At 71.5% G+C, this 24918-nt stretch carries 27 protein-coding genes; 13 read left to right on the top strand and 14 right to left on the bottom strand.

All coding sequences use genetic code 11. The features are described from left to right. Window positions 1-120: 120 nt before the first annotated feature. The 4 genes from ACICHK_RS02585 (at window position 121) to ACICHK_RS02570 (ending at window position 3064) form a co-directional block, all read left to right on the top strand. The gene (locus ACICHK_RS02585) at window positions 121-789 is read left to right on the top strand and encodes a DUF4097 family beta strand repeat-containing protein (RefSeq protein ID WP_406835439.1); all 669 of its coding nucleotides are present in this window, start codon (window positions 121-123) and stop codon (window positions 787-789) included. 26 nt (window positions 790-815) lie between these two features. Continuing rightward, window positions 816-1802, top strand: a complete 987-nt coding sequence (locus ACICHK_RS02580; RefSeq protein ID WP_406835438.1) for an ATP-binding cassette domain-containing protein — start codon at window positions 816-818, stop codon at window positions 1800-1802. Further along, window positions 1799-2575 carry an ABC transporter permease gene (locus ACICHK_RS02575; RefSeq protein WP_406835437.1) on the top strand — a complete coding sequence of 259 codons (777 nt, stop codon included), beginning with the start codon at window positions 1799-1801 and terminating at the stop codon, window positions 2573-2575. Before ACICHK_RS02580 ends, ACICHK_RS02575 begins: the two co-directional genes overlap by 4 nt. Window positions 2576-2710: 135 nt before the next feature. Beyond that, a complete protein-coding gene (locus tag ACICHK_RS02570; protein ID WP_406835435.1) occupies window positions 2711-3064 on the top strand; it encodes a hypothetical protein in 354 nt (117 codons plus the stop codon). A 62-nt stretch (window positions 3065-3126) separates the two neighbouring features. Here the strand turns inward: ACICHK_RS02570 and ACICHK_RS02565 are convergent, their stop codons facing one another. Both ACICHK_RS02565 and ACICHK_RS02560 read right to left on the bottom strand, forming a co-directional pair. Further along, window positions 3127-3549, bottom strand: coding sequence for a hypothetical protein (locus ACICHK_RS02565; RefSeq protein WP_406835433.1), 423 nt, complete (start codon window positions 3547-3549; stop codon window positions 3127-3129). A 60-nt stretch (window positions 3550-3609) separates the two neighbouring features. Beyond that, window positions 3610-4155, bottom strand: coding sequence for a hypothetical protein (locus ACICHK_RS02560; protein ID WP_406835432.1), 546 nt, complete (start codon window positions 4153-4155; stop codon window positions 3610-3612). 170 nt (window positions 4156-4325) lie between these two features. Here ACICHK_RS02560 and ACICHK_RS02555 point away from each other — a divergent pair, with 170 nt between their 5' ends. Then, window positions 4326-4715: a VOC family protein gene (locus ACICHK_RS02555; protein ID WP_406835431.1), complete on the top strand. Its 390-nt coding sequence runs from the start codon at window positions 4326-4328 to the stop codon at window positions 4713-4715. 28 nt (window positions 4716-4743) lie between these two features. Here the strand turns inward: ACICHK_RS02555 and ACICHK_RS02550 are convergent, their stop codons facing one another. Together ACICHK_RS02550 and ACICHK_RS02545 are read right to left on the bottom strand one after the other, a co-directional pair. After that, window positions 4744-5640 (bottom strand): SDR family oxidoreductase, encoded by an 897-nt coding sequence (locus ACICHK_RS02550; RefSeq protein ID WP_406835428.1) that lies wholly within the window; start codon window positions 5638-5640, stop codon window positions 4744-4746. 121 nt (window positions 5641-5761) lie between these two features. Beyond that, on the bottom strand, window positions 5762-7249 hold the full coding sequence (locus ACICHK_RS02545; RefSeq protein WP_406835426.1) for an MFS transporter: 1488 nt from the start codon (window positions 7247-7249) through the stop codon (window positions 5762-5764). A gap of 134 nt (window positions 7250-7383) precedes the next feature. On the opposite strand from ACICHK_RS02545, the gene ACICHK_RS02540 reads away from it, so the two are divergent. Next, entirely contained in the window at window positions 7384-7956 is a 573-nt protein-coding gene (locus tag ACICHK_RS02540) for a TetR/AcrR family transcriptional regulator (protein WP_406835424.1), read from the top strand. Between the two features lie 45 nt (window positions 7957-8001). Here ACICHK_RS02540 and ACICHK_RS02535 read toward each other — a convergent pair whose 3' ends face one another. Next, the gene (locus tag ACICHK_RS02535; protein ID WP_406835422.1) at window positions 8002-8985 is read right to left on the bottom strand and encodes an epimerase; all 984 of its coding nucleotides are present in this window, start codon (window positions 8983-8985) and stop codon (window positions 8002-8004) included. Window positions 8986-9177: 192 nt separating this feature from the next. Then, on the bottom strand, window positions 9178-9882 hold the full coding sequence (locus tag ACICHK_RS02530) for a type 1 glutamine amidotransferase domain-containing protein (RefSeq protein ID WP_406835420.1): 705 nt from the start codon (window positions 9880-9882) through the stop codon (window positions 9178-9180). Between the two features lie 279 nt (window positions 9883-10161). Between ACICHK_RS02530 and ACICHK_RS02525 the strand changes: the two genes are divergently transcribed. Both ACICHK_RS02525 and ACICHK_RS02520 read left to right on the top strand, forming a co-directional pair. Beyond that, entirely contained in the window at window positions 10162-11067 is a 906-nt protein-coding gene (locus tag ACICHK_RS02525) for a LysR family transcriptional regulator (RefSeq protein ID WP_406835418.1), read from the top strand. Between the two features lie 16 nt (window positions 11068-11083). Beyond that, window positions 11084-11272, top strand: coding sequence for a hypothetical protein (locus tag ACICHK_RS02520; protein ID WP_406835416.1), 189 nt, complete (start codon window positions 11084-11086; stop codon window positions 11270-11272). 365 nt (window positions 11273-11637) lie between these two features. Here ACICHK_RS02520 and ACICHK_RS02515 read toward each other — a convergent pair whose 3' ends face one another. Together ACICHK_RS02515 and ACICHK_RS02510 are read right to left on the bottom strand one after the other, a co-directional pair. Beyond that, window positions 11638-12252: a hypothetical protein gene (locus ACICHK_RS02515; protein ID WP_225860365.1), complete on the bottom strand. Its 615-nt coding sequence runs from the start codon at window positions 12250-12252 to the stop codon at window positions 11638-11640. A 523-nt stretch (window positions 12253-12775) separates the two neighbouring features. Then, entirely contained in the window at window positions 12776-13492 is a 717-nt protein-coding gene (locus ACICHK_RS02510; RefSeq protein WP_406835414.1) for a hypothetical protein, read from the bottom strand. 260 nt (window positions 13493-13752) lie between these two features. Between ACICHK_RS02510 and ACICHK_RS02505 the strand changes: the two genes are divergently transcribed. Further along, window positions 13753-14085, top strand: a complete 333-nt coding sequence (locus tag ACICHK_RS02505) for an ANTAR domain-containing protein (protein WP_151467831.1) — start codon at window positions 13753-13755, stop codon at window positions 14083-14085. Between the two features lie 413 nt (window positions 14086-14498). Next, window positions 14499-14684: a hypothetical protein gene (locus ACICHK_RS02500; protein WP_103553444.1), complete on the top strand. Its 186-nt coding sequence runs from the start codon at window positions 14499-14501 to the stop codon at window positions 14682-14684. 114 nt (window positions 14685-14798) lie between these two features. Here the strand turns inward: ACICHK_RS02500 and ACICHK_RS02495 are convergent, their stop codons facing one another. Then, window positions 14799-14924, bottom strand: a complete 126-nt coding sequence (locus tag ACICHK_RS02495) for a hypothetical protein (RefSeq protein ID WP_406835411.1) — start codon at window positions 14922-14924, stop codon at window positions 14799-14801. Window positions 14925-15285: 361 nt separating this feature from the next. On the opposite strand from ACICHK_RS02495, the gene ACICHK_RS02490 reads away from it, so the two are divergent. After that, window positions 15286-16098 (top strand): hypothetical protein, encoded by an 813-nt coding sequence (locus ACICHK_RS02490; RefSeq protein WP_406835410.1) that lies wholly within the window; start codon window positions 15286-15288, stop codon window positions 16096-16098. Between the two features lie 338 nt (window positions 16099-16436). Here ACICHK_RS02490 and ACICHK_RS02485 read toward each other — a convergent pair whose 3' ends face one another. Both ACICHK_RS02485 and ACICHK_RS02480 read right to left on the bottom strand, forming a co-directional pair. Next, window positions 16437-17618: a serine hydrolase domain-containing protein gene (locus ACICHK_RS02485; RefSeq protein ID WP_406835408.1), complete on the bottom strand. Its 1182-nt coding sequence runs from the start codon at window positions 17616-17618 to the stop codon at window positions 16437-16439. Window positions 17619-18662: 1044 nt separating this feature from the next. Then, entirely contained in the window at window positions 18663-19748 is a 1086-nt protein-coding gene (locus tag ACICHK_RS02480; RefSeq protein ID WP_406835407.1) for a S8 family peptidase, read from the bottom strand. 174 nt (window positions 19749-19922) lie between these two features. Between ACICHK_RS02480 and ACICHK_RS02475 the strand changes: the two genes are divergently transcribed. Beyond that, window positions 19923-21167, top strand: coding sequence for an SUKH-4 family immunity protein (locus tag ACICHK_RS02475; protein WP_406835406.1), 1245 nt, complete (start codon window positions 19923-19925; stop codon window positions 21165-21167). Between the two features lie 114 nt (window positions 21168-21281). Here the strand turns inward: ACICHK_RS02475 and ACICHK_RS02470 are convergent, their stop codons facing one another. Then, window positions 21282-21680 (bottom strand): DUF4440 domain-containing protein, encoded by a 399-nt coding sequence (locus ACICHK_RS02470; RefSeq protein ID WP_406835405.1) that lies wholly within the window; start codon window positions 21678-21680, stop codon window positions 21282-21284. Between the two features lie 41 nt (window positions 21681-21721). Continuing rightward, a complete protein-coding gene (locus tag ACICHK_RS02465) occupies window positions 21722-22351 on the bottom strand; it encodes a cutinase family protein (RefSeq protein WP_406835404.1) in 630 nt (209 codons plus the stop codon). Window positions 22352-22702: 351 nt separating this feature from the next. On the opposite strand from ACICHK_RS02465, the gene ACICHK_RS02460 reads away from it, so the two are divergent. Beyond that, a complete protein-coding gene (locus tag ACICHK_RS02460) occupies window positions 22703-24193 on the top strand; it encodes a LuxR C-terminal-related transcriptional regulator (RefSeq protein WP_406835403.1) in 1491 nt (496 codons plus the stop codon). Between the two features lie 396 nt (window positions 24194-24589). Here ACICHK_RS02460 and ACICHK_RS02455 read toward each other — a convergent pair whose 3' ends face one another. Then, entirely contained in the window at window positions 24590-24808 is a 219-nt protein-coding gene (locus ACICHK_RS02455) for a hypothetical protein (protein ID WP_406835401.1), read from the bottom strand. Window positions 24809-24918 lie beyond the last annotated feature (110 nt).

Genomic DNA, 24918 nt, shown 5'->3' with positions numbered 1-24918 from the left:
TGCAGAGATGGGGACTTGGTACCGCAGATGCGTTGCCGGATCTGTGAATGCAACGTAGCGTTTCTGTTGTTGGAAAGAAGCGGGCCGACAGGGCGCGCGATCTCGGAGAAGGAGAGCACGATGCAGAAGTTCGACACCCCCGCCCCCGTCTCGGCCGTCCTCGACATCCCCGCGGGACGCATCCGGTTCATCGCCGCCGACCGCACCGACACCACCGTCGAGGTCCTGCCCGCCGACCGCTCCAGGAACCGCGACGTGAAGGCGGCCGGACAGGTCCAAGTCGCCTACGCCGACGGCGTCCTGCGCGTCGAGGCCCCGGCGGTGAGGAACCGGATCCTCGGCCCGTCCGGGTCCGTCGAGGTGACCGTGCGGCTGCCGGCCGGCTCCCGCGTCGAGGCGAAGGCGGCCGCCGCCGAGTTCCGGGGCGTGGGACGGCTCGGTGACGTCGCCTTCGAGGGCGGCCACCGCTCGGTCAAGCTCGACGAGGCCGACAGCGTCCGCCTCACCGGCCTCGACGCCGACATCACGGTCGGCCGCCTGAACGGCCCCGCCGAGATCAGCACGCAGAAGGGCGACCTGAACATCACCGAGGCCGCGCACGGCACGCTCGCGCTGAGCACCCGGATGGGCGACATCACCGTCGGTGCCGCCCCGGGGGTCTCCGCCGCCCTGGACGCCGGCACCACCCACGGCCGGATCAGCAACACGCTCAAGAACGCCGACGCCGTCCCCGGCCTGACCATCCGCGCGACCACCGCCCACGGAGACGTCACCGCCCGCAGCCTGTGACCCGCAGCTTCCAGAAGGAGCACCCCATGACCGCCCCGGCCATCGCCGCACACGGCCTGCGCAAGTCCTACGGCGACAAGACCGTCCTCGACGGCATCGACCTGACCGTCCCCGAGGCGACGGTCTTCTCCCTGCTCGGCCCGAACGGCGCCGGCAAGACCACCGTCGTCAAGATCCTCTCCACGCTCGTCTCCCCGGACCCCGGTTCCGGCCCGATCCGCGTCGGCGGCCACGACCTGGCCACCGGGGCGCAGGCCGCACGCGCCGCGATCGGCGTCACCGGCCAGTTCTCCGCCGTCGACGGCCTGATCACCGGCCAGGAGAACATGCTCCTCATGGCGGACCTGCACCATCTCTCCCGGTCCGAGGGCCGACGCGTCACCGCCGAACTCCTGGAGCGCTTCGACCTCACCGAGGCCGCCCGCAAGCCCGCCTCCACCTACTCCGGCGGCATGAAACGCCGTCTGGACATCGCCATGACCCTGGTCGGCAGCCCGCGGATCATCTTCCTCGACGAGCCGACCACCGGTCTGGACCCGCGCTCCCGCCACAACATGTGGCAGATCATCCGCGAACTGGTCACCGGCGGTACCACGGTCTTCCTCACCACCCAGTACCTGGAGGAGGCCGACGAACTCGCCGACCGCATCGCCGTCCTCACCGACGGCAGGATCGCCGCCGAGGGCACCGCGGAGGAACTCAAACGGATCGTCCCCGGCGGACACGTCCGCCTGCGCTTCACCGACCCGGCCGCCTACCGCTCCGCCGCCGCCTCGCTGGGCGAGGCCTCCCGCGACGACGAAGCCCTCACTCTGCACCTGCCCAGCGACGGCAGCCAGCGCGAACTGCGCGCCGTCCTCGACCGCCTGGACGCGGCCGGCGTCGAGGCCGACGAACTGACCGTGCACACCCCCGACCTCGACGACGTCTTCTTCGCCCTGACCGGCGGCACCGTACCGAAGCAGTCGGGCAAGTCGAACCAGCCGAACCAGCCCGAGGAGGCTGTCCGATGAGCTCCTTCTCCCTCGCCGTGCGCGACTCGTCCACGATGCTGCGCCGCAACCTCCTGCACGCCCGCCGCTATCCCTCGCTCACGTTGAACCTGCTGCTCACCCCCGTGATGCTCCTGCTGCTGTTCGTCTACATCTTCGGCGACACCATGAGCGGCGGCGCGGGCCGCTCCGCGTACATCGCCTACATCGTCCCCGGCATCCTGCTGATGACCATCGGCTCCACCGTCGTCGGCACCGCCGTCTCCGTCGCCACCGACATGAACGAGGGCATCATCGCCCGCTTCCGCACGATGGCCATCCACCGCGGCTCCGTCCTGTTCGGGCACGTCGTCGGCAGTGTGCTGCAGGCGGTCATCAGCGTCGTCCTGGTCGGCGCCGTCGGCGTCGCCATGGGATTCCGCTCCACCGACGCCACCGTCGTGGAATGGCTGGCGGCCTTCGGGCTGCTCGTCCTGTTCGCCCTGGCCGTCACCTGGATCGCGGTCGGCATGGGGATGGGCAGCCCCAACGCCGAGGCGGCCAGCAACAACGCCATGCCGCTGATCCTGCTGCCCCTCATCTCCAGCGCCTTCGTCCCCCTGCACTCCATGCCCGGCTGGTTCCAGCCGATCGCCCGGTACCAGCCCTTCACCCCCGCCATCGAAACCCTGCGCGGACTCCTCCTGGGCACGGAGATCGGCGACAACTGGTGGATCGCCCTGGCCTGGTGCCTGGGCCTGAGCGTCCTCGGACACCGCTGGTCGAAGGCGCAGTTCGACCGCGACCCCACATGACCCCGCGTCACATGACCCCGCGTCCCGCACCGGACTCCATCAGGAGTACGGTGCGGCGCTCCATGACACCTGTCATGTGAAAGGGCGTACACCAGGCACTGGGGGAGCGGGACGCCCCGGTCCTACCTTCTTCCCATGAAGAAAACGGACGGGACCGAGCAGCAGAAGACCGACGTCAAGGTGAGCCTGATGGGCGGTCACCGTCTGGAGGGCGAGACGCTGCACGAGCGCACGCTCACCGTGTCGCTCGTCGGAGGGGCCGACATCGACCTCACCGGCGTCGAGATCCCCGACGGCGCGGAACTGCGCATCACCAAACTGAGTCTGATCGGCGGTGTCAGCCTCAAGGTCCGCCCCGATGTCGTCGTGGAGGTGCACGGCATCCGCCTCGGCGGGGTCAAGGACGACGGCCCGGCCGAACCGGGCGGCCCGACGGTTCGCGTCGACGCCTGGGGCCTGCTCGGCGGGGTCACCGTCACCCGCTGGTGACGTCGGTCCGAGGCGAACGCGCCGTCACCGGCCGAGCCGGGTCCGCGCGGGCCGTCGCCGCCTCACCCGCTCAGCAGAGCGGCGAGGCGGACGGCGGTCCTCTCGCCCGCCCGCTGCTTGATCAGACCTTCCTTGGCGGCGGCACGAAGCCTGACCTCCGAACCGTCCACGCCGCCCCTGGTCACCAGCACGGTGACCACCACGGGATTCAACCCCCCGGCCCCGCCGCCGACGACGGCACGGATCGTCTCCTGGTCCGTGCCCGGCCCGAAGCGCAGGGGTCCCGTCGCTCGTCCGGCTCCGGCGAGCACATCGACGACACGCTCGACAGCACCCTCGAACGGCAGGGGGACGACGAGGTCGATCTCATGGACGTTCTTCCTCATCCGCCTGGCCACCAGCCGGGTCAGGTGACCACTGCCCCCGCTCACGGCACCCAGAGCGGCAAGCTCTTCGACCAGGATCTCGTCCTCACTCCGGTCCACGCGCCCCCACCTTTCCCTGCCCGACTTTCCCGACCGTTCCGAGACTGCCCTTCGCCGGGGTCAGCAGCCGCTGCCCGTGGGGGTGAAGTCCATGCGGGTGTGCTCGTCCGTGCCGACGGCCGCGGAGTAGGTCGTTTCGTCGACCTGGTACCAGACGTCGTCCCGCTTCGTGTCGCCGCCGACGTCGTCCAGGCTGACGCACCACCGTTCCGGCCGGACGACGCGCGTGTAGGTCTCGGTCCCCTTGCGGACCTGCTTGCAGCTCCTGGAGTGCTCGGTGGAGTACCAGGTGCGGGTACGCCGCTTGGTCCCCGAGCCGCTGCTCGTCGTGTGCTTGACCCGCCGTGTGGCCGTGGTGCACTTCTTCGTCATGTGCGGCCGTGTGGCCCGGGCGGTCCTGGCGGTGCGATGGCGTACCTCGTCCCGGAGGCCGAAGACGCCCGCGTCCATGGTGGCGGCCGTGTCCGGCCGGGACTTTCCGGCAGCACTCCCGCTGTCCTGACCGACGTCGACCGAGTAGTCCGAGCCCTCGTCTCCGCTGCCGCACGCGCCGAGCCCGGCTATCAGGACCGCCGTCACGGCGGCCGCCACAAGTCGTCTGAACATGTCTTCCTTCGTGATCGACGGCCCGCAGCGTAACGGATCACCGGCCGAAATCGAACGCCGGCCCGACCGGCGACCGCGGGAGCGCCGTTCGGCACGGCCGGGCAGGTCCACCGGACGCCGTTCGCGACGGGGCCGGTCCCCGAAGAAGCGTCTCTGAGAGGATCGGGCGCATGTCGAACCCTCCCCTGCGGGTCAACGCACTCATCGTCGATGCCGTCGACCCCGAGCGGCTCGCCGTGTTCTGGTCCGAGCTGCTCGGCAGACCGGTCGTGGGCCGCATGGGGCCGTACGTATGGCTCCGGCGGGAGAACGGTCTCGGCCTGGGTTTCCAGCGGACCGATGAACCCAAGTCGGGCAAGAACCGCATGCACTTCGACGTCACCTCACCCGACCCCGCGGCCGAGCAGCAACGGGTGGAGAAGCTCGGCGGGCGCAGGCTGGAGCAGTACGACGAAGGGGGGTTCCTGGTGATGGCGGACCCCGAGGGCAATGAGTTCTGCGTCATCCCCGAGGGCGCTTTCGAGCTCGACGACGAGGGACGCGCGGACTACCTCGGCTGACCGCCCGTGGGGCGGCCTCGCCGGTGCGTCAGACCATCGCGTAGGCGCCCGTGTCGATGTCCTCGATCAGGGTGGGCCCGCTGGGCTCCCAGGACAGGAGCCGCCTGGTGGCGTCGCTGGTGGCGGTCATGGTCGAGGCGAAGAAGCCGCCGACGAAGCCGAAGTGGGCCCCGGCGTTCTCGGCCGCGACGGAGACGACCGGCAGTGCGAGACTGCGTCCGATCGCTTCGGCGATCTCCCTGGTCGTGACGGCCTCCTCGGCGACGGCGTGCAGACGCGTGCCGGCGGGTGCCCGCTCCATGCCGAGACGGACGAGGCGGGCCGTGTCGGTGCGGTGCACGGCGGACCAGGCCGCGGAACCGTCACCGACGTATCCGGAGACACCCCGCTCACGGGCGGCGGCCGTGAGGAAGTTGACGAAGCCCCAGTCGCGGCGGCCGTGAACGCTCGGCGCGAATCGCATGATCACCGTCCGTACGCCCTTCGCGACGTAGTCCAGGGCGAGGTTCTCGCCGCCGCCACGGTTGGAATCCGGGCCGAAGGCGGGCGAGGCGTCGGCCTCCGTGGCCGGCCGGCCCTCGACCAGACCCGACAGCGCGGCGGCGACCATGAACGGACGGCCGGTGCCCGCCAGGGCATCGCCGAGGGCCTCGACCGCGGCGTGTTCGGTGTGGTTCGACCCGGCCTGGTCGCCCCAGTCGTGCTTGTTGGCCAGGTGGACGACCGCGTCGGCCCGGGCGGCGCCTCGCCGCAGGGCATCGAGGTCGTCCAGGTCACCGCGGAGCGCCGCGGCGCCCTTGGCCGTCAGGACCCGCTCGGCGTCTTCGGACCGTGCGAGGCCGATGACCTGGTGGCCGGTCGACAGGAGTTCGTCGACGACGGCGGATCCGATCCAGCCGGTTGCTCCGGTGATGAACGCACGCATGAACGTTGCCTCCTTCGCCCCCGGGAGGGGGAGTGTGGTTTTGACGAAGCCGGTCGGAAGTCCCCTGGCCACGGCACTTCGCGCCGCGTACGGGGGAGTCTGCGGGGAGGAGCCCTGCCGCCTAGCGCCGGGCCGCCCCGGCGGCGTACCGGGAACCCGCGACGACGAGGGCCCCGCCGACGAGGACGACGAGAGCGGCCGCGCGCAGCGCGGTGTCGGCTCCATGGGTGAACGCTTCGGTGACGGCGGCGCGGTCCGAGGGCGCGAGCGTGAGCGCTTCCCTCACGGTGCGCGGCGCGGGCGAGTGCTCACCGAGTGCGGCGGGAAGGTGCCGGGTGAAGCCGGCCGTGAGAACGGTGCCCACGACAGCCACGCCCAGGGCGCTGCCCAGTTCGCGGGTCGCCGACTGCAGGCCTCCGGCGATTCCCGCCCGCTCCACCGGGAGGGCCGAGGCGATCTGCGCGGTCAGGCACGGTGCGGCCAGCATGATGCCGAGTCCGACGACGACCAGCCCGGCCGCGTAGACGGGGTAGGCCGCGTTCGAGGCGTACGAGAGCCACAGCAGGCCGGCGCCGGTGAGACCGAAGGCCGCGGCGAGCGTCGCGGGGACCCCGGCGCGACGGACGAGTCCGGGAACCCAGGGGGTGCCGACCAGGAGCGGGACGGTCAGCGGGACGATGCCGAGCCCCGTCTGCAGGACGGAGAACCCGCGGCCGTACTGCAGCAACGAGGCGTTGACGTAGAAGAGGCCGAAGCTGCCGAAGAACGTGATGGCCATGCCGAGCCCGGCGCTGCCGAGCGCCGGGCTGCGGAACACCCGGGGATCGAGCATCGGGTGCGCGACGCGCAGTTCGACGAGCACCCAGCACACGCCCAGCAGGATGCCGCAGGCGAAGGCCGTGAGCACCACGGTGCTGCCCCAGCCCTGTCCGGGCCCCTCGATGATGCCGGTCAGCAGGGCCACCACGGCGGCCACGAACAGCAGGGTGCCGGGGACGTCCAGGGTGCGTTCGTGGCGGGCGCTGCGCGGCGCCGATCGCGCCGCCCACACCAGACAGCCGACCGCGACGACCGCGACCGCCACGAACAGGGACCGCCACGACCCCCCGGTCAGGACGGCGCCGCCCCCGACGTTGCCGACGACACCGCCGATGCCGGTGGCCGCCGCCCAGACCGCCAGGGCGTGCGTCCGGCGCTCGGGGGCGGTGGCGTGCAGCAGAACGCCGACACAGTTGGGCAGGACGCACGCGGCGCCGAGGCCGGTGACGGCACGGCCGGCCAGCATGACCGCCACGTTCGGCGCGACGGCCGACACGACCGCTCCGGCCGCGAATATGCCGAGCCCCGTCAGGAGGGTCCCCTTGCGGCCGAGCTTGTCACCGACCGCGCCGGCGGGGATGACCAGGCAGGCGAACATCACCACGTAGGCGTCGACGATCCACAGCAGCTCCGACGAGGTCGGATGCAGGGAGCTCGCCGCCAGTTTCGGCACGGCCAGGTTGATCGCCGCGACGAACCCGACGACCAGGGCGGTGCACACGCTCGTGCAGGCGAGTACCAGGCCTGACCTCTGCGCAGGACGCGCGGGCCTTTCCAGCGTGACAGTCATCGCTCTCGTTCCTTCACAGGGGGCGGTACACGAAGCACGGAGGAGGCGCGCGGAGGCTGTCACAGCATTTCCGAGACACCGTGCACCGTAAAAGTAGCACATGCGGTACACGGTGCCTCGTTTATAGTGGCGACATGGTGGACGGACACGGTCGCGGACGGCCCCGCAGCGAGAGCGCGCGGGCCGCCGTGCTGCACGCGGTCGACGACCTGCTGGTCGAGGTCGGCTACGCGGAGCTGACGATGAAGGGCATCGCGGAACGGGCCGGTGTGGGCCGGCAGACCGTGTACCGCTGGTGGTCCAGCAAGGCGGAGGTCCTGTACGAAGCGAGCGTCCTGGACGCCCGGAAGGAACTGTCGGTGCCCCGCAGCGACGACCCCCGCAAGGACGTCGAGGCCTATCTCGGCGCCCTGGTCGCCTTCTTGGCGCGTTCCCACGCCGGGGCGGCTTACCGAGCCCTCATGGGAGAGGCCCAGCACGACCCGGATGTCGCCGCCCTGCTCGCCTCCCGCGACATCCTCGGGGAGAGCGCCGCCGACGTGGTGGACGCGGCTCGTGCCGCCTGCGGCACCGCCCTGTCGTCCGAACAGGCGACCGCCCTCCTGATCGGTCCCGCCTTCTTCCACGTCCTGTCCGGACGCGACGTGGACGGCATCGACACCACCGCGCTCGCGGAACAGTTCATGCGGGTCCTCGAGGCGCCCTGAGGCCGTCGGCGGCCCGCGCGCCCGCGCCGTGCCGCGGTCGGTCGGCTACGCGGTCCGCCGCGGTTCCCGGGTCCGCCCGGCTACCGTACGAGCCGCCCTGGCCCGCCGCACGAGGGACGTGGCGGCCCCTTCCCACTCGGGGTGCGTGAAGGTGAACCCGGCCGCGCGCAGCCGACCCGGTACCACGCGGCGGCTCTTGAGCAGCAGCTCCGTGTCCGAGCGCAGCACGAACGCCCCCAGTTCGGCCATCCGGCGTGTCGCCGGCAGGCCCACCGGGACACGCCAGGCCGCCCGCAACGCCCGCATGAAGGCGCGCTGGGGAAGAGGGCCGGGCGCGGCGAGGTTCACCGCCCCCTCGATGTCGTCCCGGGCGATCAGGAACTCCACCGCCCGCACGAAGTCCTCGTCGTGGATCCAGGAGACGTACTGCGCCCCGCCGGCCACCGGACCGCCCAGCCCGAGCCGCGCGAGCCACGACAGCACGTCGAACACGCCGCCCCGGTCCGGGCTCATGACCATCGCCGAGCGCAGCGCCACCTTGCGGGTCGCGGGAGTCGGCGCCTCGGCCTGGGCCCGCTCCCAGTTCTTCGCGATCTCGACGCTGTACGCCCAGTAGTCCGGCACGCCGGCCTCCGAGCCGCCGATCACCCCGGTCGTCTCGTCGTGCGCCGCGTCGAAGCGGTGGGCGTAGACCGTCGCCGTACTCATCTGCAGCCAGACGCGCGGCGGGCGCGCGGCGGCGGCGATCGCCTCGCCGACGACCAGGGCCGAATCCACCCGGGAGTCCATCATGGCCCGCAGGTTCTCGGCGGTGTACCGGCACGAGACGCTGCGTCCGGCCAGGTTGACCACGACGTCGCAGCCGTCGATCGCCTCGGCCCAGGGGCCGAGCGTGGCACCGTCCCATCCGATGTGGTGCGCCCGCACGGGACGCCGGGTCAGCACCATGACGTCGTGTCCGGCCGCCGTCAGCGCGCGGTCGAGGATCGCGCCCACCTGTCCGGTTCCCCCGGGCAGCACTACCTTCATCGAACCCCCCTCGGCTTCGCTCGGCAGCAGCGTAACCCTGATTTTTGAACATGTTCAACTCTGGGGTGCGGCGTGCCTCGTGGCCTGATCACGAGAAGAGGCGGCCCCGAGCGTCAGGGGCCGCCGACGGGCGGGAGGACCGCCGCGGAGGCGTGACGTGCTCTCCGCGGCGGTCTTCCCGCCCGGTACGACTCAGCGGTCGGCCAGTGCCTTCAGAGTGGCCTCTGCCGTGGCGGTGCTGGACTGGGGGTTCTGTCCGGTGATCAGGTTGCCGTCCACGACGACCGTGTTGCTCCACGGCGCCCCGGTCTCGACCGTGGCACCGCGCTCGCGCAGCAGGCTCTCCAGGAAGAAGGGGGTGTTCTCGCCCAGGCCTCCCTGGCGCTCCTCCTCGTCGGCGAAGGCGGTGAGGGCGCGGCCCGCGAAGGTGAAGCCGCCGTCCCCAGTCGTGGCGCTGAGCAGGGCGGCGACGCCGTGGCACAGCGCGGCGACGACCGTGCCCTGGGCGTCGGCCTCGTTGAGGAGCCGTCCGAGACCGGTGTCGTGAGCGAGGTCGGCCATCGGCGCGTGACCGCCGGGGATGTAGAGCGCGTCGTAGTCGCCCAGGCGCACCTCCGCCAGCGGCAGCGGGCTGGAGAGCTGGTCGTCGAGGCTGTCGAGGTAGGCGCGGAACTCCTCGGCGTCGCTCTCGGACACACCGCCGCGGGCGTCGAGGCTGAGGGCGTCGACCGTCGGGCGGACGGCCCCGGGAGTGGCGATGTCCACCTGTGCTCCGGCGGCGCGCAGCACCTTGTGGGAGGCGGCGACCTCTTCCGCCCAGAAACCGGTCGGGTGGGTGGACCCGTCGGCCAGGACCAAGCTGTCTGCGGCTGAGACGATCATCAGGATCTTCGACATCGGAATGCCTGCTCTTATCTGTGGGACGACTTCGAAAGGTGGTGCCCGTCACCCGCGGACCGTGGTGCCGCGGTGCTCGGGACAACTCCAGGATTCATCACGGAAATGCCCTGCCGCTTTTTCATCCCATAAGAAGAGTTATGGATCTGGGCGCTCCGTCCCCTGCGGACGCACGGCACGGCCCGGCAGGATCGACGGTCGTGCCCGGACCGCCGACTCCATCACTAGGATTTGATCGACCGGAGCGGACCATAAGCTCAGTGATGGACGGAGATGCCCTTGCCAGGCCTGGACCTACTGGCGACGTTCCTCGAGATCTACCGCACCGGCTCGCTGTCCGCGGCGGCCGCGCGGCTGGGGGTGAGCCAGCCGGCCGTCACGGGTCAGCTGGCCCGCCTCGAGGAGCAACTGGGCGAGCCGCTGTTCGTCCGGTCCAGCAAGGGCGCCCAGCCGACACCCCGGGCGGCGGCGCTGGCCGCCCGGGTCGGCCTGCACGTCGACGGGCTGCGCACCGCGCTGGTCCCCTCGGGGGAGGAGCGCATGCTGCAGGGCACGGTCCGCCTCGGCGGAGCGGCCGAGCTGATGTCCCTCCAGGTGATTCCCGCCCTGGCGCCGCTCTCGGCCCGGGGCCTCCGGATCCGGGTGACGCTGGGCCTGGCCGAGGAGCTGCTGACGGCGCTGGCGGCGGCAAGGCTCGACCTGGTGATCTCCGCGGTCCGCCCCCAGCGGAAGGAACTGTCGGTGACACCGCTGGTGGACGAGGAGTTCCTGCTGGTGGGGCCACCCGCGCTGGCGCACACCGTCGACCAGGAGCGGCTGGCCGAGGACCCGGTCGCCGCGCTGTCCCACATGCCGCTGGTGGCCTACGCGGCCGACCTCCCGATCATCCGGCGTTACTGGCGCAGCGAGTTCGGGCGGCGGCCACCCAATCAGGTCGCGGTCGTCGTCCCGGACCTGCGCGCCGTGCTGGCCGCGGTGGTGTCCGGCATGGGCATCTCCGTACTGCCCCGCTACCTCGTCGCTCCGGCACTGGCCGCAGGCCATGTGGTGCAGATGCACCGGCCCGAGGTCGAGCCGTTGAACACCCTGTACCTCGCGTCCCGCCGCGACACGTCGGCGAGCCCGGCGCTGGCGGCCGTATGGGAACACCTGGCCCGGGAGGCACGGGGGTGGAGGAGCCTCTGACCCTCCGTGGGCCGGGGTGGCGGTCCTTCCTGCCGTCGACGGCCTGGAAAGTTCCCGGGGCGTCCACGTCCACCCGGCGTTCGCGCTCCTTCTCCCACTGCTCCTTGTGGAGGACGCTCTGGCGCGGCCGGTCACGCCGGTGGTCGCCGAGGACGGTCAGGGCCGGGTGCGCGGCGCTCCTGCGATCGCCGCGGGCACGCAGTGACCACGCGATACCGAGTACGAGGTAGACGCAAGCGGCGACCGCCAACGCCAGCCCTGCCAACATGAAGCCGATCGTGGCACCGGGATCCGGCCGTGACCGGGTTCATCGCGCCCGGCCGGGCGTTTCCCGGCGGTGTGCCGCGGCCGTCGGACCGTGCGCTATGATTGATCTTGAGCTGGTCGGCGGGGAACGCCGGTCGGTGCTGCGTTGGTGGTCCAAGGAAAGACGCCCCGCTTCCTGCGGGGAAATGCAGGTGCAAGGCCTGCCCGGCGCTCTGCGAAGCCCCTGTCCCGTGTCGTGCGGGCCAGGGGCTTCTTCCATGTCCGGAACCGGTGCGGCCGGACGGGCTCCGGGCCGTCGTCGGGTCAGTCGGACCGGAGGTTCTCCAGTGTCGAGCGGGTGTCGCTCTTCACCCAGCGGGAGACCTCACTGATCTCGGGCGGAGTGGTCGTCTCGTAGGAGGACGTGTAAGCGCTCCAGCTCATCTGGTAGGTCATCCAGCCGTCGCGCACCGCGAGGGTCACCGCCCGGCTGCCGCTGGTTCCCGCGCCGGACGTGGTGTCCTCGGTCACGAGATAGGCCTCGTCGCCGAAACCGGACACCTCCTCCACCTCGTAGTCCTCGTAACGCTGGCCGTACTCGGACCACACGGCCGTGAACTCGGGGGACGGGTCGGTCGTCTTGTGCAGGTCCATCTCCACCGAGAGGTACGCGTCGGAGTAGGAGGAACTGGAGGACGTCTTCAGGGAGATGCTGCAGTAACTCTGGTCGATCGCCTTGTGCTTCAGTGAGTTGTGCGTGGGAGAGCTGTCCTCCTCGGCGTACTCGGTCCTCAGCGCGGTGTAGTCGACCACGGAACAGAGGTTGGCCTTGGCGCGGTACCCCGCGAGATCCGGGTCGTCGTTCAACGGGCCGAGAAGGAGGATCCCTCCGGCCCACAGCACGGAGGCGGCCACCGCGCCGACCGCCGCCCACAGCACCGCCCGGCCGGCACTGCCCTTGCCGCCGGGCGGGGAGGGAAAGCCCGGCGGCTGCCCGTACGCGTACTGCGGGGCCGGAGGCTGAACGGGAGGAGGCCCGTAACTGTTCGCCGGTGCCGGTGCGGGTGCCGGACCCGGCGCTGGTTCGGGTCTTGGGGACGGTAAAGGCTGGGGGTGCGCCTGCGGTTGGTGCGCGGGTGCGGGCGGAGAGGTGGAGCCGGGTGGAGGTGGCGTCTGCGCCTGGGGCTGCGCCGGGACGTCCTCGGGCCGATCCTGCATCCTGTGCTCCTTGATCGTCGGACGTGCGGATGTGCGGACGGACGAGGGAGTCAACAGGCAGATTCTAGAGGCCAGTTCAACGGAAATGGCCTTGTTGTACCGGATGTTGCCCAAGGGGCCGGCCGGAACGGCGTGCCACGCACGCGCGAAGGGGCCGGCCCGCCCGGCGGGGCGCGGGTCCTTCCGCCGGGCGCTCGCTCGCCCGGGGTCCCGCGCGGATGCCGGGCCGGGAGCCGGCGGTTCCTCAGACGGTCTTCTCGATCTTGGCGACCTGCGCCTCGACGACGACGGCGGGCACCGCGGGGGCCTTTCCGCCCAGGGCGCTCATCGCGGAGAAGACCGCCAGGGTCGAACCACTGCGCACGATCGTGTAGGTCACGGGGATCTCGGTGCCCTCGATGTCGCTGGTCATCGTGTACGACACCGCCTCATCACCGAGAGCGGGTGCCTTCGCGGGTTTGACCCCGGTGTACTGGTAGTCGGTGTGCTCGTAGGAATCGCACGTCCCGCTCTGGGTGCGCAGATCCGCGACCACCTTCTTGGCGTCCGATTCCTTGTGCGCGAGCAGACCGACCCGCAGCACCGTGCCGTCGGTCGGCTTCAGGCTCGTCAGCGAGCGGGACACGCGGGCCGTGGCGTCGGGCTCGGTGCTCAGCAGGAACATGTCGGCCAGAGCCTGGCAGGCGGCGGGCTTCGCGGGCACGCTCGCCTCCGGGATCTCGTCGTCGGGAGTGTCGCCGACGCGGTAGCCCTTGACGTCCGCCTTGGTGATCACGGCCTTCGTCAGCTGTGCCTCGGTGAGGGGCTTCAGCTCCTCCTGGACGGTGGGCGTCGCCTCGGCGGCGGGCTTCTTCGGGTCACTGCCGCTGCCTCCGGTGTCCTGTCCGCCGCACGCGGCCGTCGCGGCGAGCACCGCCGTCACGCCGATGCCCATCAGGACGCGCCCCGGAACCGACTTCACGTTCGCTCCCACCCTCATCTCTTCATGGACGCGTCCACGGCAATGATCGCGTCGAGTCGCATTCAAGCCCACAGCCAGCGGATTTTGCCAGCGCATTAGAGTCGCTCGGCGTAACGATCGGAGATCGACGAGCATGCGCGCCCGGGCCGGTCGGCGGCCCGTCCGTCATCTCCGGAAGGGCCCTCGGGCGCTCGCGGCCGACCGCCACGGACGTGGTGCGCTTGGTGGCATCGAGCCGGTCGAATCAGGAGGATGGCCTCATGGCACCGGAACCCAGTGAATCGAACGGTGAGAGCGACCGCGTCCTCGAGCTCGAGGAGGAAGTGCAGCAGCTGAAGGAGGCCGTCACCTCGCACGCCGTCGTGGACCAGGCCATCGGGATGGTGGTCGCTCTCGGCCGGGTGTCCCCGGACCAGGGCTGGGCGGTACTGAAGGACGTCTCCCAGCACACCAACATCAAGCTCCGCAACGTCGCCGAGCTGATCCTGGTGTGGGGACGCGACGGCGAGATCCCTCCGGACATCCGCGCCGAACTGGAAGACGCCCTCGACCGTCACGGCCCCACCCAGATCCCCGAAGCGCCCCCGGAATGAATTACCGGCGGTGTGGCGTCGTCCGGCCATGTCCCACACCCCCGCACCCCCACACCCTCGCGCCCCGTCGACGGGCGGTGATCGGTTGAGCGAGGTCGGCCGGTTCCGGCCGTTTCCAGCCGATTACGGCCGGGATGGGCCGATGTGGATCAAGAACTGCATGGAAGTGATCTCGAACACGGCGATCGTCGCGCCCGCCGCCGCTCGCTGGGGATTCGCCCGCGCCGACCGCCCAGTTGCCGCCTTCCGACAGGTGCCCGGGCGGCTTCCCGTTCCCACCGTGAGGCAATGATTTCTGCCAATCCTTCCGGTGCGGCCCCGGGTGTGTGAAGCTGCTGCATCGAACGGACCGTGGACCATGGACCGGCCGGGGTGCGCCCGCACGAACCGGCGGTGCCGGAGAGGATGGCTGTATGTCGACCAGGGAACGCCGCTACAGCTTGACGTGGACCGACCCGGACGGTGCGCCCCAGGCTTCCGCCGGCCGCTACGACAAGCGCTCCGCCACCCGGCGTCGGCGGGCGCTGGAAGCGGTCGGCTGCACCCGTGTCGAGGTCGTCGTGGTCGAGCCCGGAGAGCTTCCCGAACCGGCACTCTGACCCGTTCACGGACCCGCGTGGGCCGCTCGGGAGCGCTCGGTGATCTCCCGGTCGCCGGGTCGTCGGCCGCCTCCCGCCGGCGGCTCATCGCCGAGGGCGTGGCCGTCCGTCGGTTCAGGCGGTCCCGGGCTGTACGAACGCCTCGGTGTTGCGCGCGCACCGGTCGGCGAAAGTCCGCGGCCTGCGGTCGAGCAGCTGTTCCCCGGGGTCCGTCCGGAGACCGGTGGTGCCGACGCGCATGAGGGCGAAGCCCTCCGTGACGGCGTCGGCGAGTGTCCGGGGTGCTCCGCCGGGGCACGGCCTCGGCGAAGGCGGGAGCGAGCGTCGTTGGTTCGCCCGCGGCTCGCCCGGCTCGCTCGGGCAGCCCTGCGGCGCGGGCGGGGTCCCGGACGAGGGGACGTGACGTCGCCTCTCTCGCGTCGAGTTCGCGGGTGAGCTCACGGCCGACCTTCCCGGTGGCTCCGATGATCGGTATCGCCGTGTCTCCCCGAAGTCGCTTGCCGGTCGGCGAGTTCGATACGCCCGGTGAACTTGGACTTCGCCACCCCTCACGGCCGTGACTGGCTGCATAATTCGACGTCCGACACGGAGAGGGGATCCGGTGACCCGTCGTACCGACACGTCCTGCCTGGGCATGGCCGTCAAGGGCTATCTGCTGTTGAACCTGTGGGTCGTCGTCGGCTACGTCCTGGCGTTACCGGTCACCGTGCCCGACCTGATGGCGGCACAGGAACCACCGCTGCACCTGCAGGGACCGGACCAGTACGCGGTCGTCTACGGCGTCCCCGTCGTCGCCGCCGCGGGTGTGGCCCTGTTCGCCGGCCGCCGCCGGCCCCGCGCCCGATGGGTCTTCCTCGTCCGCACGGTGGCGGTGCTCGTACTCGGCCAGAGCGCCGCCCACTGGGCCGCGGCCAGGTTCGACTCGCCCGAGTGGAGTTCCCGCGCCATGGCGCAGTGCGGTGCCGCCGGTCTCGCCGCGTACCTCTGCCTGCTGGCGATGAGCTGGTGGGACAACGGCGGCCTCACGCCGGGAAACCGACGCCCGGCTCCGGGCGAGATCTGGCACGCCGTGGTTCCGTTCCGGGATGCCGAGGGCAGCAAGGAGCGCTACTGCGTGGTCATGAGGAACCGCCTCCAGCACGCGGAAGTCCTCAAGATCACCAGCCAGAACAAGGACAACCGCGACGACCACATCCGTATCCCCAACGACGGCTGGGACTTCACCTCGGGCAAGGACCACTGGGTCGAGATCGGCCTCGAGCCGCTCAGGGTGCCCTACCAGGACTTCACCGACGGCCGCCCCAAGGGCCGCTGCCCCCGGCCGGTCTGGCGCCGGCTGCGGGACCGGCGCCCCGCACCCACCGCGTCCGGCACACCGACCGCGTGGTCCCGGGTCATGCAGTACCTCGGTTGACACGGTCGGGCCACCGGCCCGGCGAGGGGCCTGCCGTACGGCACGGGCGGACAGCGGGCAGCCGCGTGGCCTCCCGTGGGGAGCCGGGAGGCGCGGCGCTGTCTCCGCGAGCAGACGGCGGAGCTCAGCAAGGGGTTCTCCGTCCGGGGGAGCGGAGAGAACCCGCACGCACACCATGCATCATGAATCAGCCATCGGTACAGATCACGGCCGGAATTGATTGCCCTGTCGATGTCAATGCCGATGCCGACGTCACCAGGGACGATGCGTGCGACGCCGATCCACGGCCTCGGCGGGCAGCGCGCCGGGTTCACCGGTCACGGTGACGACGCCTCCGTTCACGGGGTGCCGCGGTCCCCGGCGCACAGCGCGTGGTCGACCAGGGCGCTGGCCGCGTCCTCCTGCTCCTTCACGTGCTCCAGGGTGTCGCCGCGTGCCTCGGACATGGAGACCACGACGCTTCGCCGGCCGTCGTCGGTGACGCCGTTGAGAGTGATGTAGCCGCCGTCCCCGCCCTCGTGGCTCCAGTAGGTTCCGCCGCAGCTCAGGGGGCGTTCGGCCAGACCGAGCCCGTACCGTCCACCGGGCCAGAGCTGCTGGACCTCCGCGCTCACGGGGACGGTCCGCTTCATCTCGGCCAGCTGCCGGGCCGGCAGCAGGCGCCCCGCGAGCAGTGCGCGGAGGAGGACGTTCTCGTCCCGTGTGGTCGTGACGTACGAAAGGTTCTCGTGGTCCACCGGTACCTGGTCGCTGACGTCCACCCGGGAGCCGGGACCGTAGAACTGGTAGGCCCGGGCGTGCGGCGGCGGCAGGGTGGGTGAGGTGCCCGTCCACCGGGTCCGGTCGAGGCCGAGAGGGCGCAGGACGCGGTCCTGGACCTGCTGGTGGGAGGGGAGCCCGGTGGCCTGTTGGATGATCATGTCGAGCAGGACGTAGCCGGTGTTGGAGTACTCCCAGCCCCCGCCGGGCGGAAAGTCCGGCGCGTGGGCCATGGCGCGGGCGATCAGCTGGTCGGCGCCGTAGACGTCGTGACGCTGCTGGTAGTACTCCTCCGGCGTGGTGTATCCGGGCAGGTCGTCGTGGATGCCGCTGGTGTGCTGGAGCAGTTGGCGGACGGTGATCCGGCTGCCGTCGTTGCCGTTGCCCCGGACCACTCCCGGCAGCCAGTGGTCGACGGTGTCGTCCAGGGACAGCCTGCCCTCGGCCTCCAGCTGGAGGACCACGACGGCGACCAGCGTCTTGGACGTGCTGGCCATGCGGAAGTAGCCGTCGGGAGAGACCGGGCGGCCGGTCCTCAGGTCGGCGGTACCGCTGGTGGCGACCGCTTGCCGGCCGTCGGACGCGATCGCACGGGCCTGTACGCCACTGACACCGAGGGCGTGGATCGCCTCGGTGTCCTGGCGTAACCGTCCCGCATGAGCGGATCCGGCGGGTCCGGCGACGGCGGGGGCCGTCTCCGCGGTGAGCAGTGCGGCGGCAACGAGTGTCATGGCGAGGCGCTTTCGCAGGGGCGACATCATGGCTGAACGCTAGTTTCGATCTCCGGGCGGACACGATCCGGCGCACCCCAGGTCCGGAGTGGGGATATCCCCCGGGCGCGGACCGCCACCATTCCGGCGCCTGCCCGCCTGCCCGCCTGTCCGCGGTCCTCTCGGGTCCGGAGGAGAGGCCGACCGCGACGAACTGACCCGCATCCTGCGCACCTTGCCGGTCTCCCTGGGGACACCCGCTGAACACACCGCCCGACGGACGCTCGGACGTGTGGCCCATCTCGGCGAACTCCCGCCACAGCGGATCGGCGAAGGACAGCAGCGCCATGCCCCGTTCGGTGAGCGGCTCCAGCCGCGGTTCGGGCGCTCCGTGGAGTTCGGCGAGACCGGTCGCGGCCCGGCGCACGGTCGTGGTGATGACCGGGGCGTGCCAGGCCCGTCCCCAGGACCGCTCGTCGCCGATGACCGCCACCAGCGCCGCCGCGACGTCCTCGGTGTACGAGAACGAGTGTGCCGCATCGGGGTTGCCGTGGATCAGGGCCAGTTCGCCGTCGCGGACCCGGGGCGCGACCAGCAGCGTGAACGCCGATACCGCACCCGGACCCAGGTACTGGCCGGCCCGTACCTCGGTGACGCGCAACCGTCCTTCGTCGTGGGCGTGTTCGGCTTGCCGCCACAGCTCGGCCCTCACCCGGCCCTTCCGGGTGTGCGGGGTCATCGGGGTGCGCTCGGTGACCGGCCCGGTGGTCCGCCGGTAGCCGTAGTGGTTGCCGAGCATCACGTAGTCGGCACCGGCCCGCTCGGTCGCGGCGAGGATGGAGGCGAACAACGGCGGCATGCTCTCCGGCCACGTGTGATACGCCGTCATGGCGGCGTTGAAGACCGTGGTCGCTCCGGCCAGCACCTGAGTCGCCAGATCGGCATGTCCCCGGCCGCCTACCGGAGCGCCTTCACCCACCGCCCGGGCGTGAGGACCGGCCGGTGAGCGCACGTGACCCGGTCCGGACATGACGTTCGACGCTCATGCCTCCCGGTCGTCCGCCCCCGGCCGTCCGTCGGCCCGCCCGGGGCGGGTCAGATGCCGCCGGTGTTGAGCAGCCGGTTGGGAGTGTCGGAGCGGACGCCGTGCAGGACACCACGGGTGGCCGTGCGGTCGAGCCAGACGTGGACCTCGCGGGCCGTGGCGTGGGGGTGCGCCGACAGGTACAGCGCGATCACGCCGGTCGCGTGCGGCGCGGCCCAGGACGTCGCGCCTTCGTCCACCGTGGCCGTACCGCCGCCGGAGAGGGCGGCGGTCACCTTCTGGCCGGGGGCGTACAGGTCCACGCATCGTCCGTAGCCCGATCCGTAGGAGCCGCCGTCGCTCCACGGGCGGTCGTTCGGGGTGGAGGCCGCCACGACGATCGTGCCGGGGACGCCGGCCGGGGAGTGCTTGCAGGCGTCGTCATGGAAGTTGCCGGCCGACACCACCGTCGGGATCCCCGCGTCGACCATCTTCTTCACCGCGGACTCCACGGCCGCCGACCGGTAGCCGAAGTTGAGCGACATGTTCACCACCGCGGGCTTCTGCGCGTGCGCGGTGACCCACTTGACCGACTTCACCACGGCCGCCTCGGCCGCCGCCCGGGAACCGCCGCCCCCGCTCTCGCACAGGACGCCCTGGACCCGTACGAGGTCCGCCTTGGGCGCCACCCCGTACTTCTTCCCGCCGATGACGCCCGCGACGAACGTGCCGTGGCCGATCCCCGACTCGCTGAAGCAGTCACCGGAGTCCCTCGCGCCCACGAAATCGGCGCCGAGGTGGGCGCGTCCGCCGAACTCGCCATGGGCGATGTCCATCCCGGTGTCGATCACGTAGACGTGAACGCCCTTGCCCGTGGCGGTGGTGGTGAACTTCCCGTTCAGCGGCCGCGACCGCTGGTCCAGGATGTCCAGGTTCCACGGCACGTGCCGCGTGACGGGCGCCGCCGCGGGCCGCGCGACCCCGGACAACGACCCCACGGCGCCGGAGGACGCCGACGCCCCGCCCTCGAAGGGCGCCACGGCTTCCCCCTTGTGCGCGGGGGGAGTTCCCCCGGCCGCCGTACCGGCTTTCCCACCGCAGGCCGAGGCCCCGAGCACCGTCGCCATGGCCACCATGAGGAGACCGGCCTTCGTCACGTTCCGCTTCACAACGCCCCCGCTTTCCCTGCCGCGTACACAGTCAGCGCACAAGACGACCACGGCGGACGGGCGGTTCCGGCAGGGTACGGGGCGGTTCGGTCCACGCGCTCGACGGGAGTCCGGCCCGGCCCTGTGGGCGGCGCTGTCAGTGGTGGCTGACAGCATGTCGGTATGACTCGCGACGATCTCGACACGCTGTTCGCCTCTCCCGCGGACCTGCTCGCCGCCGGCCCGGAGGCCCTTCGGGACCTGCCCGCCACAGGTGGGGGAGCGGGCCGCGAGGCCTGGGCCCAGGCCGTCACGATCCTCGACGGAGCCGAGGTGTCGCGGGCGGAGTTCGCCTCGTGGCTGCACTTCGGCGCGAAGGCCCTGGGACACGACGCCTACGCCGACCTGGTCGCGGAAGCCGAGCCGGGCATGCCGTGGCGGACCGTCTGGGCCTGGTGGCGGCCGGTCGGCGCGTACCGGGCCCGGCCGAACCTGAGCGGGGACGCGAACGTCGAGGTCCACGAGGCACCGGACGGCCGTCTGCTGCTGAAGGTGTGGTCGCAGTGGACCCGGGAGCACTGGCTCGACCCGGCCACCGGCGAACGGGTCCCCGCCCCCGCGGACGGCGAGTTCACCGAGCGGCCGTACGACGCCGTCGTCGAGGGGCCCGTCCCCTTCGACCCGGACGACGACCACGGCCTCCACCAGCCCGACACCTGGGAGGAGCCCGAACCCCTCGGCGGCGGTCGCGTCGTGTTCTTCGAACCGCGGGGCGTCGTGGTCCTGGAGCGCAACGACGCCGCCGCCGACGGGCCGACGGACTCCGACACCGTCTCCTGGGGCGAGGGCGTCCCGTGGTTCGCGGGGCCGGCGGCGGCCGAAGCCCCTCTGGACGCCGCCCGGTTGGAGGAGGCGTTCGACACGGACGGGACGGTGCTGCTGACGCGGGACCGACTGCCCGCCGCGCTGACGCACGAGCCCACCCGGGAGCTGGCCGTCACGGCGGGACTGCCGACGTGGTTCGCCGCAGGAGTCGCCTCGTTCACCCTCGCCTGGAGAGACGGGAAGGCGCACGGACTGGAACCCGACGAGAACGGCCTGCTGCACCTGGGCACCTTCGAGCTGGCGTACGGCGACACCGGCCGGGTGCTCGTCCACCCCGTGACGGGCGCGGTGTCGATGGTCCGCAACGGTCAGGGCCCGTTCCCCTTCGCCCGGGACACGGAGACCTTCGTGCGGCTGCTGGAGGCCGTGTACCGGTTCATGGGCGCCTGTTGGAACTCGTACCCGGGCGAGTACGGCAAGCGGGACTTCCTGAGCGAGGCCGCCGCCCTCGAACCGCTCTCGGTGAACGAGGGAACGCCCGCGCAGGACGTCTGGGGGCACCTGTTCGCGGCCATCGTCGAACTCAGCCCGTGGGGCTTCTGACGACGGACGTCCCGGCACCGGACGATCCGGTGCCGGGACGAGGACCCGTCCCTCACCGGCCGCCTCCGGCGAGAGGACGAAGCCGTACGGCCGTAACGCCGGACGGGACGAGGGTCAGGACCGGTCGTGCCAGGCGAACGCCGTGATCCGCCAGCCCTGGGGGGTGCGGACGAACTGGATGGTCTTGGTCCCGCCTCCCTCGAACGGCTCGCCGTCCAGGATCCCGGACTTGCGGTACTCGCAGAAGCGGGAGGCGATGTCGTCCGCGATCTCCGTGCGTTCAGAGGTCTCCCACTCGGAGAACTCGACCAGTCGGCCCTCGGCCAGCAGCCGTCGGCGGGGCTCGATGAACTCGTCCACGGTACAGACCGTGAACTCCGGTCCCGTCTTGACGATCACGCCGCCCGGAAGGACCAGCCGGCGGATCCGGGCCACGTCGGCGGCCCTTCCTCCCCGGTTGTCGAAGGCGGCGAAGAACTCGGCGGTCACGACGTCTATCTCGGTCTTGGACATGGCGCGACGGTAACAGCGAGCGGCCGGGGCCCACCTGCGGCTCAGCCCTGGCCGATCCGCTCGGCGGCGAACCGGGCACCCTGCTCGACACTGCCGTTGAGGTGGTAGGTCAGGTGCGCGGCGCCGTTGCGGCCGTTGCCGCAGACCGGGTCGCCGGTGTTGCAGAACTCCTTGGCCCTGGGCCCGAAGACGTCGCCGGCCGACGCGATCGTGCGGCCCGACAGCCGCAGGGGGTTGCCGAAGACGACGACCGCCTTGACGCGGCCGGCGAGCTCCGCGGGGATGGCGCGGCCGGTGCCGAGCCGCGTACGGATCCCGAGAGCGATGTCGGTGACACTGCCGCCCTGGGAGTAACCACCCAGCACGAAGGACGTGTCGGGACAACTGGCCGCGGTCGACCTGACGCGGTTCGTCATGTCGGTGGCGCCGGGCCCGGCGCTCGTCTGCGAGAAGTTCGCCGCGTAGTCGACGGCGTACGACGACACGGTCCTGCCCGGCAGCGCACTCTTGATGTTCTTCACGAGCGGGGTCCCCGTGATGCCGAGCCCCGGGGCCTCCCCGGTGCCGCGGGCGAAGACGACCTCGACGTCGGAGCACGGGGCCGCGGACGCCATGGAGGGCAGCAGGGAAAGGCCTGCCGCGCCGAGAACGCCGACACCTGCGAGGGACACGAGAGTGAGACGACGTCGTGACGCGTGACGGGACATGGGGGGGTTCCTCTTTCTCGAGCGGCGGTATGAGCGCTCGGGGCGGGATCCGTCCGCCGAGCGCAACAGCACCGTAGGAAGCGCCGCGCCTCTTGCGTATCGGTGGAATCACCGGTCGGCCACCGGTGCGCCCCTGCCGGACGGACGGCGATGCCGTGGAACCGGGCCCGCCCCTGTCGGCCGCTCGTTACGATCGGCACAGCAAGAGCACGGAGAACGGTGGTGCGCGTGGGGCACGGGGCAACTGGCACGGATCCTGGCCAACGGGACGCTTCTCCCGCACGAGTCGAGCAACTGCCGCCTGCGCACGAGGAGATGACGCTCGGCCTTCGTCTGTTGCGCGACGGTCCCGTCTCCGACGCCCATAACCTTCTGCTCCTCGCCGCCGGCGCCCTGCGGACGACCGACCCGGCCCGCTCGCGCGAGGCGGGCGTCCACGCCTCCTTGGCGGCCTGGTCGGGAGGCGACCGCGACGGCTACCTCGCGGCGCTCGACGCGCTGTGCTCCCCAGCCGTTCCCCTCGGCGGGGCACCTCCCGCGGAAGACGGCCACGATCCGGCCGAGGCCTTCTGGCGCGCCTACCGCGACGGCATGCACAGCGTCCTGCACGGCGACTTCGAACGCGCCAACACCCTGCTCGGCCCCGTACTGAACGTGCTGAGGGCGCAACAGGAGGCCTCGCGGCTGCTGTCCGCGGGCACGATCGCGCTCATGCTGGGCGACCTCACGGCGGCACGGCAGGTCCTCGGTCTCGCACTGGCCACCGCCCGCTCCGAAGCGGCGCCGGCGCTCCTTCCCCGCATCCTGGAACACCTCGCCTACGCCGAACTGCGGGAGGGCAGGTACCACCAGGCCCGTGTGCACGCGGAGGCCGGTCTGGAGGCCGCCGCCGGGCAACCGCAACGCAATGTGACGGCCGGCCTGTCGGCGGTCCTCGCCCTGGCCGCCTCCATCGCGGGCGCCCCGGCCGTGGTCGCCGCGCACGCGCAGTCGGCCCTGGGCACCGCCCACGCCCACGGACTCAGCCAGGCGGGAACGCTCGCCGAGTGGGCCCGGGCCCGCGCGGACCTGGGCCACGGCAACGCCGAACACGCCGCCGCGCGACTGGCGCCGCTCGTTCACGCGGGACCGCGGCAAGGCCATTTCGGTCTGTGGATGATGGCCGTCCCCTGCTACATCGAGGCCGCGGTCCTCGCCGGTCACGACGTGGACGCGGACGTGGAACATCTGATCGACCAATATGCCCAGTGGGCTTCGCGGGGCGCGGATCCGCAGGCCCCGGCGGTCGTACTGCGCTGCCGGGCCCTGGTGGCGGGCAACGAGCACAGCGAGGACCTCTTCACCGCGGCCCTCGCTCGGCACGAGAAGGTCGACAGCCCCTACGAGCACGCCCGGACCCATCTCGCGTACGGGATGTGGCTGCGGCGCCGACGCCGTCCCGTGGAGGCGCGTACCCAACTGCGCAGCGCTGTCATGGGGTTCGACCAATGCGGTGCCGACGTATGGACCGAGCAGGCCGACGCCGAACTCAGGGCGGCCGGAGAGGCGTCCACCGCCGTGCCCTCGTCGGGGTCCGGGACGGGACCGTCGGCGCTTCTCACTCCGCAGCAGCTGCGCATCGCGCACTCGGTGGCCCAGGGCGCCACCAACCGTGAAGTGGCACGTCGGCTGTCGATCAGCACCCGTACCGTCGAATACCACCTGCGCAACATCTTCACCCAGCTCGGAGTGCGCTCCCGGACGGCCCTCGCCCGCCGCCTCGAGCACGACCATCCCCCTCCCCGCACCGGCGAACAGCTCCCCTGACGACCGGCCCCCGGGGAAACCCGTTCGTTCGTACGTGCAGCACCCGTCAGATTCTGGCTGCTCCGTCCATTTCGGCGAAGACCGCTGGACCGGGACGGACACCGACCACAGGGCGACGGAGCCGACCCTTCAGTCCGTCGTCACCTCCCCCATGTCGGCGACAGCCATGGCTCATATCTCGAACAGCGCCTCATCCTGTACCTGAGGCACAGGATCAAGCACCTGGCGCAGTCGCCCGACACCCACCCGCCACGCTTTGCCGCCCTCCGACCTCGGACAACGGACGGCCTGTCGCAACTGCGATATGGCCCAGGCCCATACGACGCACCTTAGCGACGCGACTTCTTCGTCCTGAAGCAAGTCGGGTAAAGGCGGTGCCTCGGGGTGGTGTGTCCCTCACCTGTGCTGACGGTCCGCGGACGTCCGCGCCGGCCGGTACGCGAAGCTCTGGCGTCCCCAGTGCCGCGGCGGCCGGTACGGACCTCGCCGCGGATGGAGCCGTACAAGAAGGCCGTCGACCAGCACCCGCACCTCGCCGGTCGCCTCGTTGACGACCGGGGCGCACATCTCGTCGTCGAGGGTGTCCTCGGCGTCGATGGGCGGCGTGTCGGCCATCGTGCCGCCACCCTCACGCGGCCACGACCTGGACCGGGCGTCCTGACGTCGGCCGTTCGCCCTCTGTCAGGTCTCGCTCCGCGCCCGCCGGCCCGGCGGCCGTCCGGACC

The sequence above is a fragment of the Streptomyces sp. AHU1 genome, from assembly GCF_045343905.1.
In the GTDB taxonomy this organism is placed as follows: domain Bacteria; phylum Actinomycetota; class Actinomycetes; order Streptomycetales; family Streptomycetaceae; genus Streptomyces; species Streptomyces triticiradicis.
The sequence above is the reverse complement of the archived record's forward strand: the minus strand, read 5'-3'. Positions and strand labels throughout refer to the sequence as shown.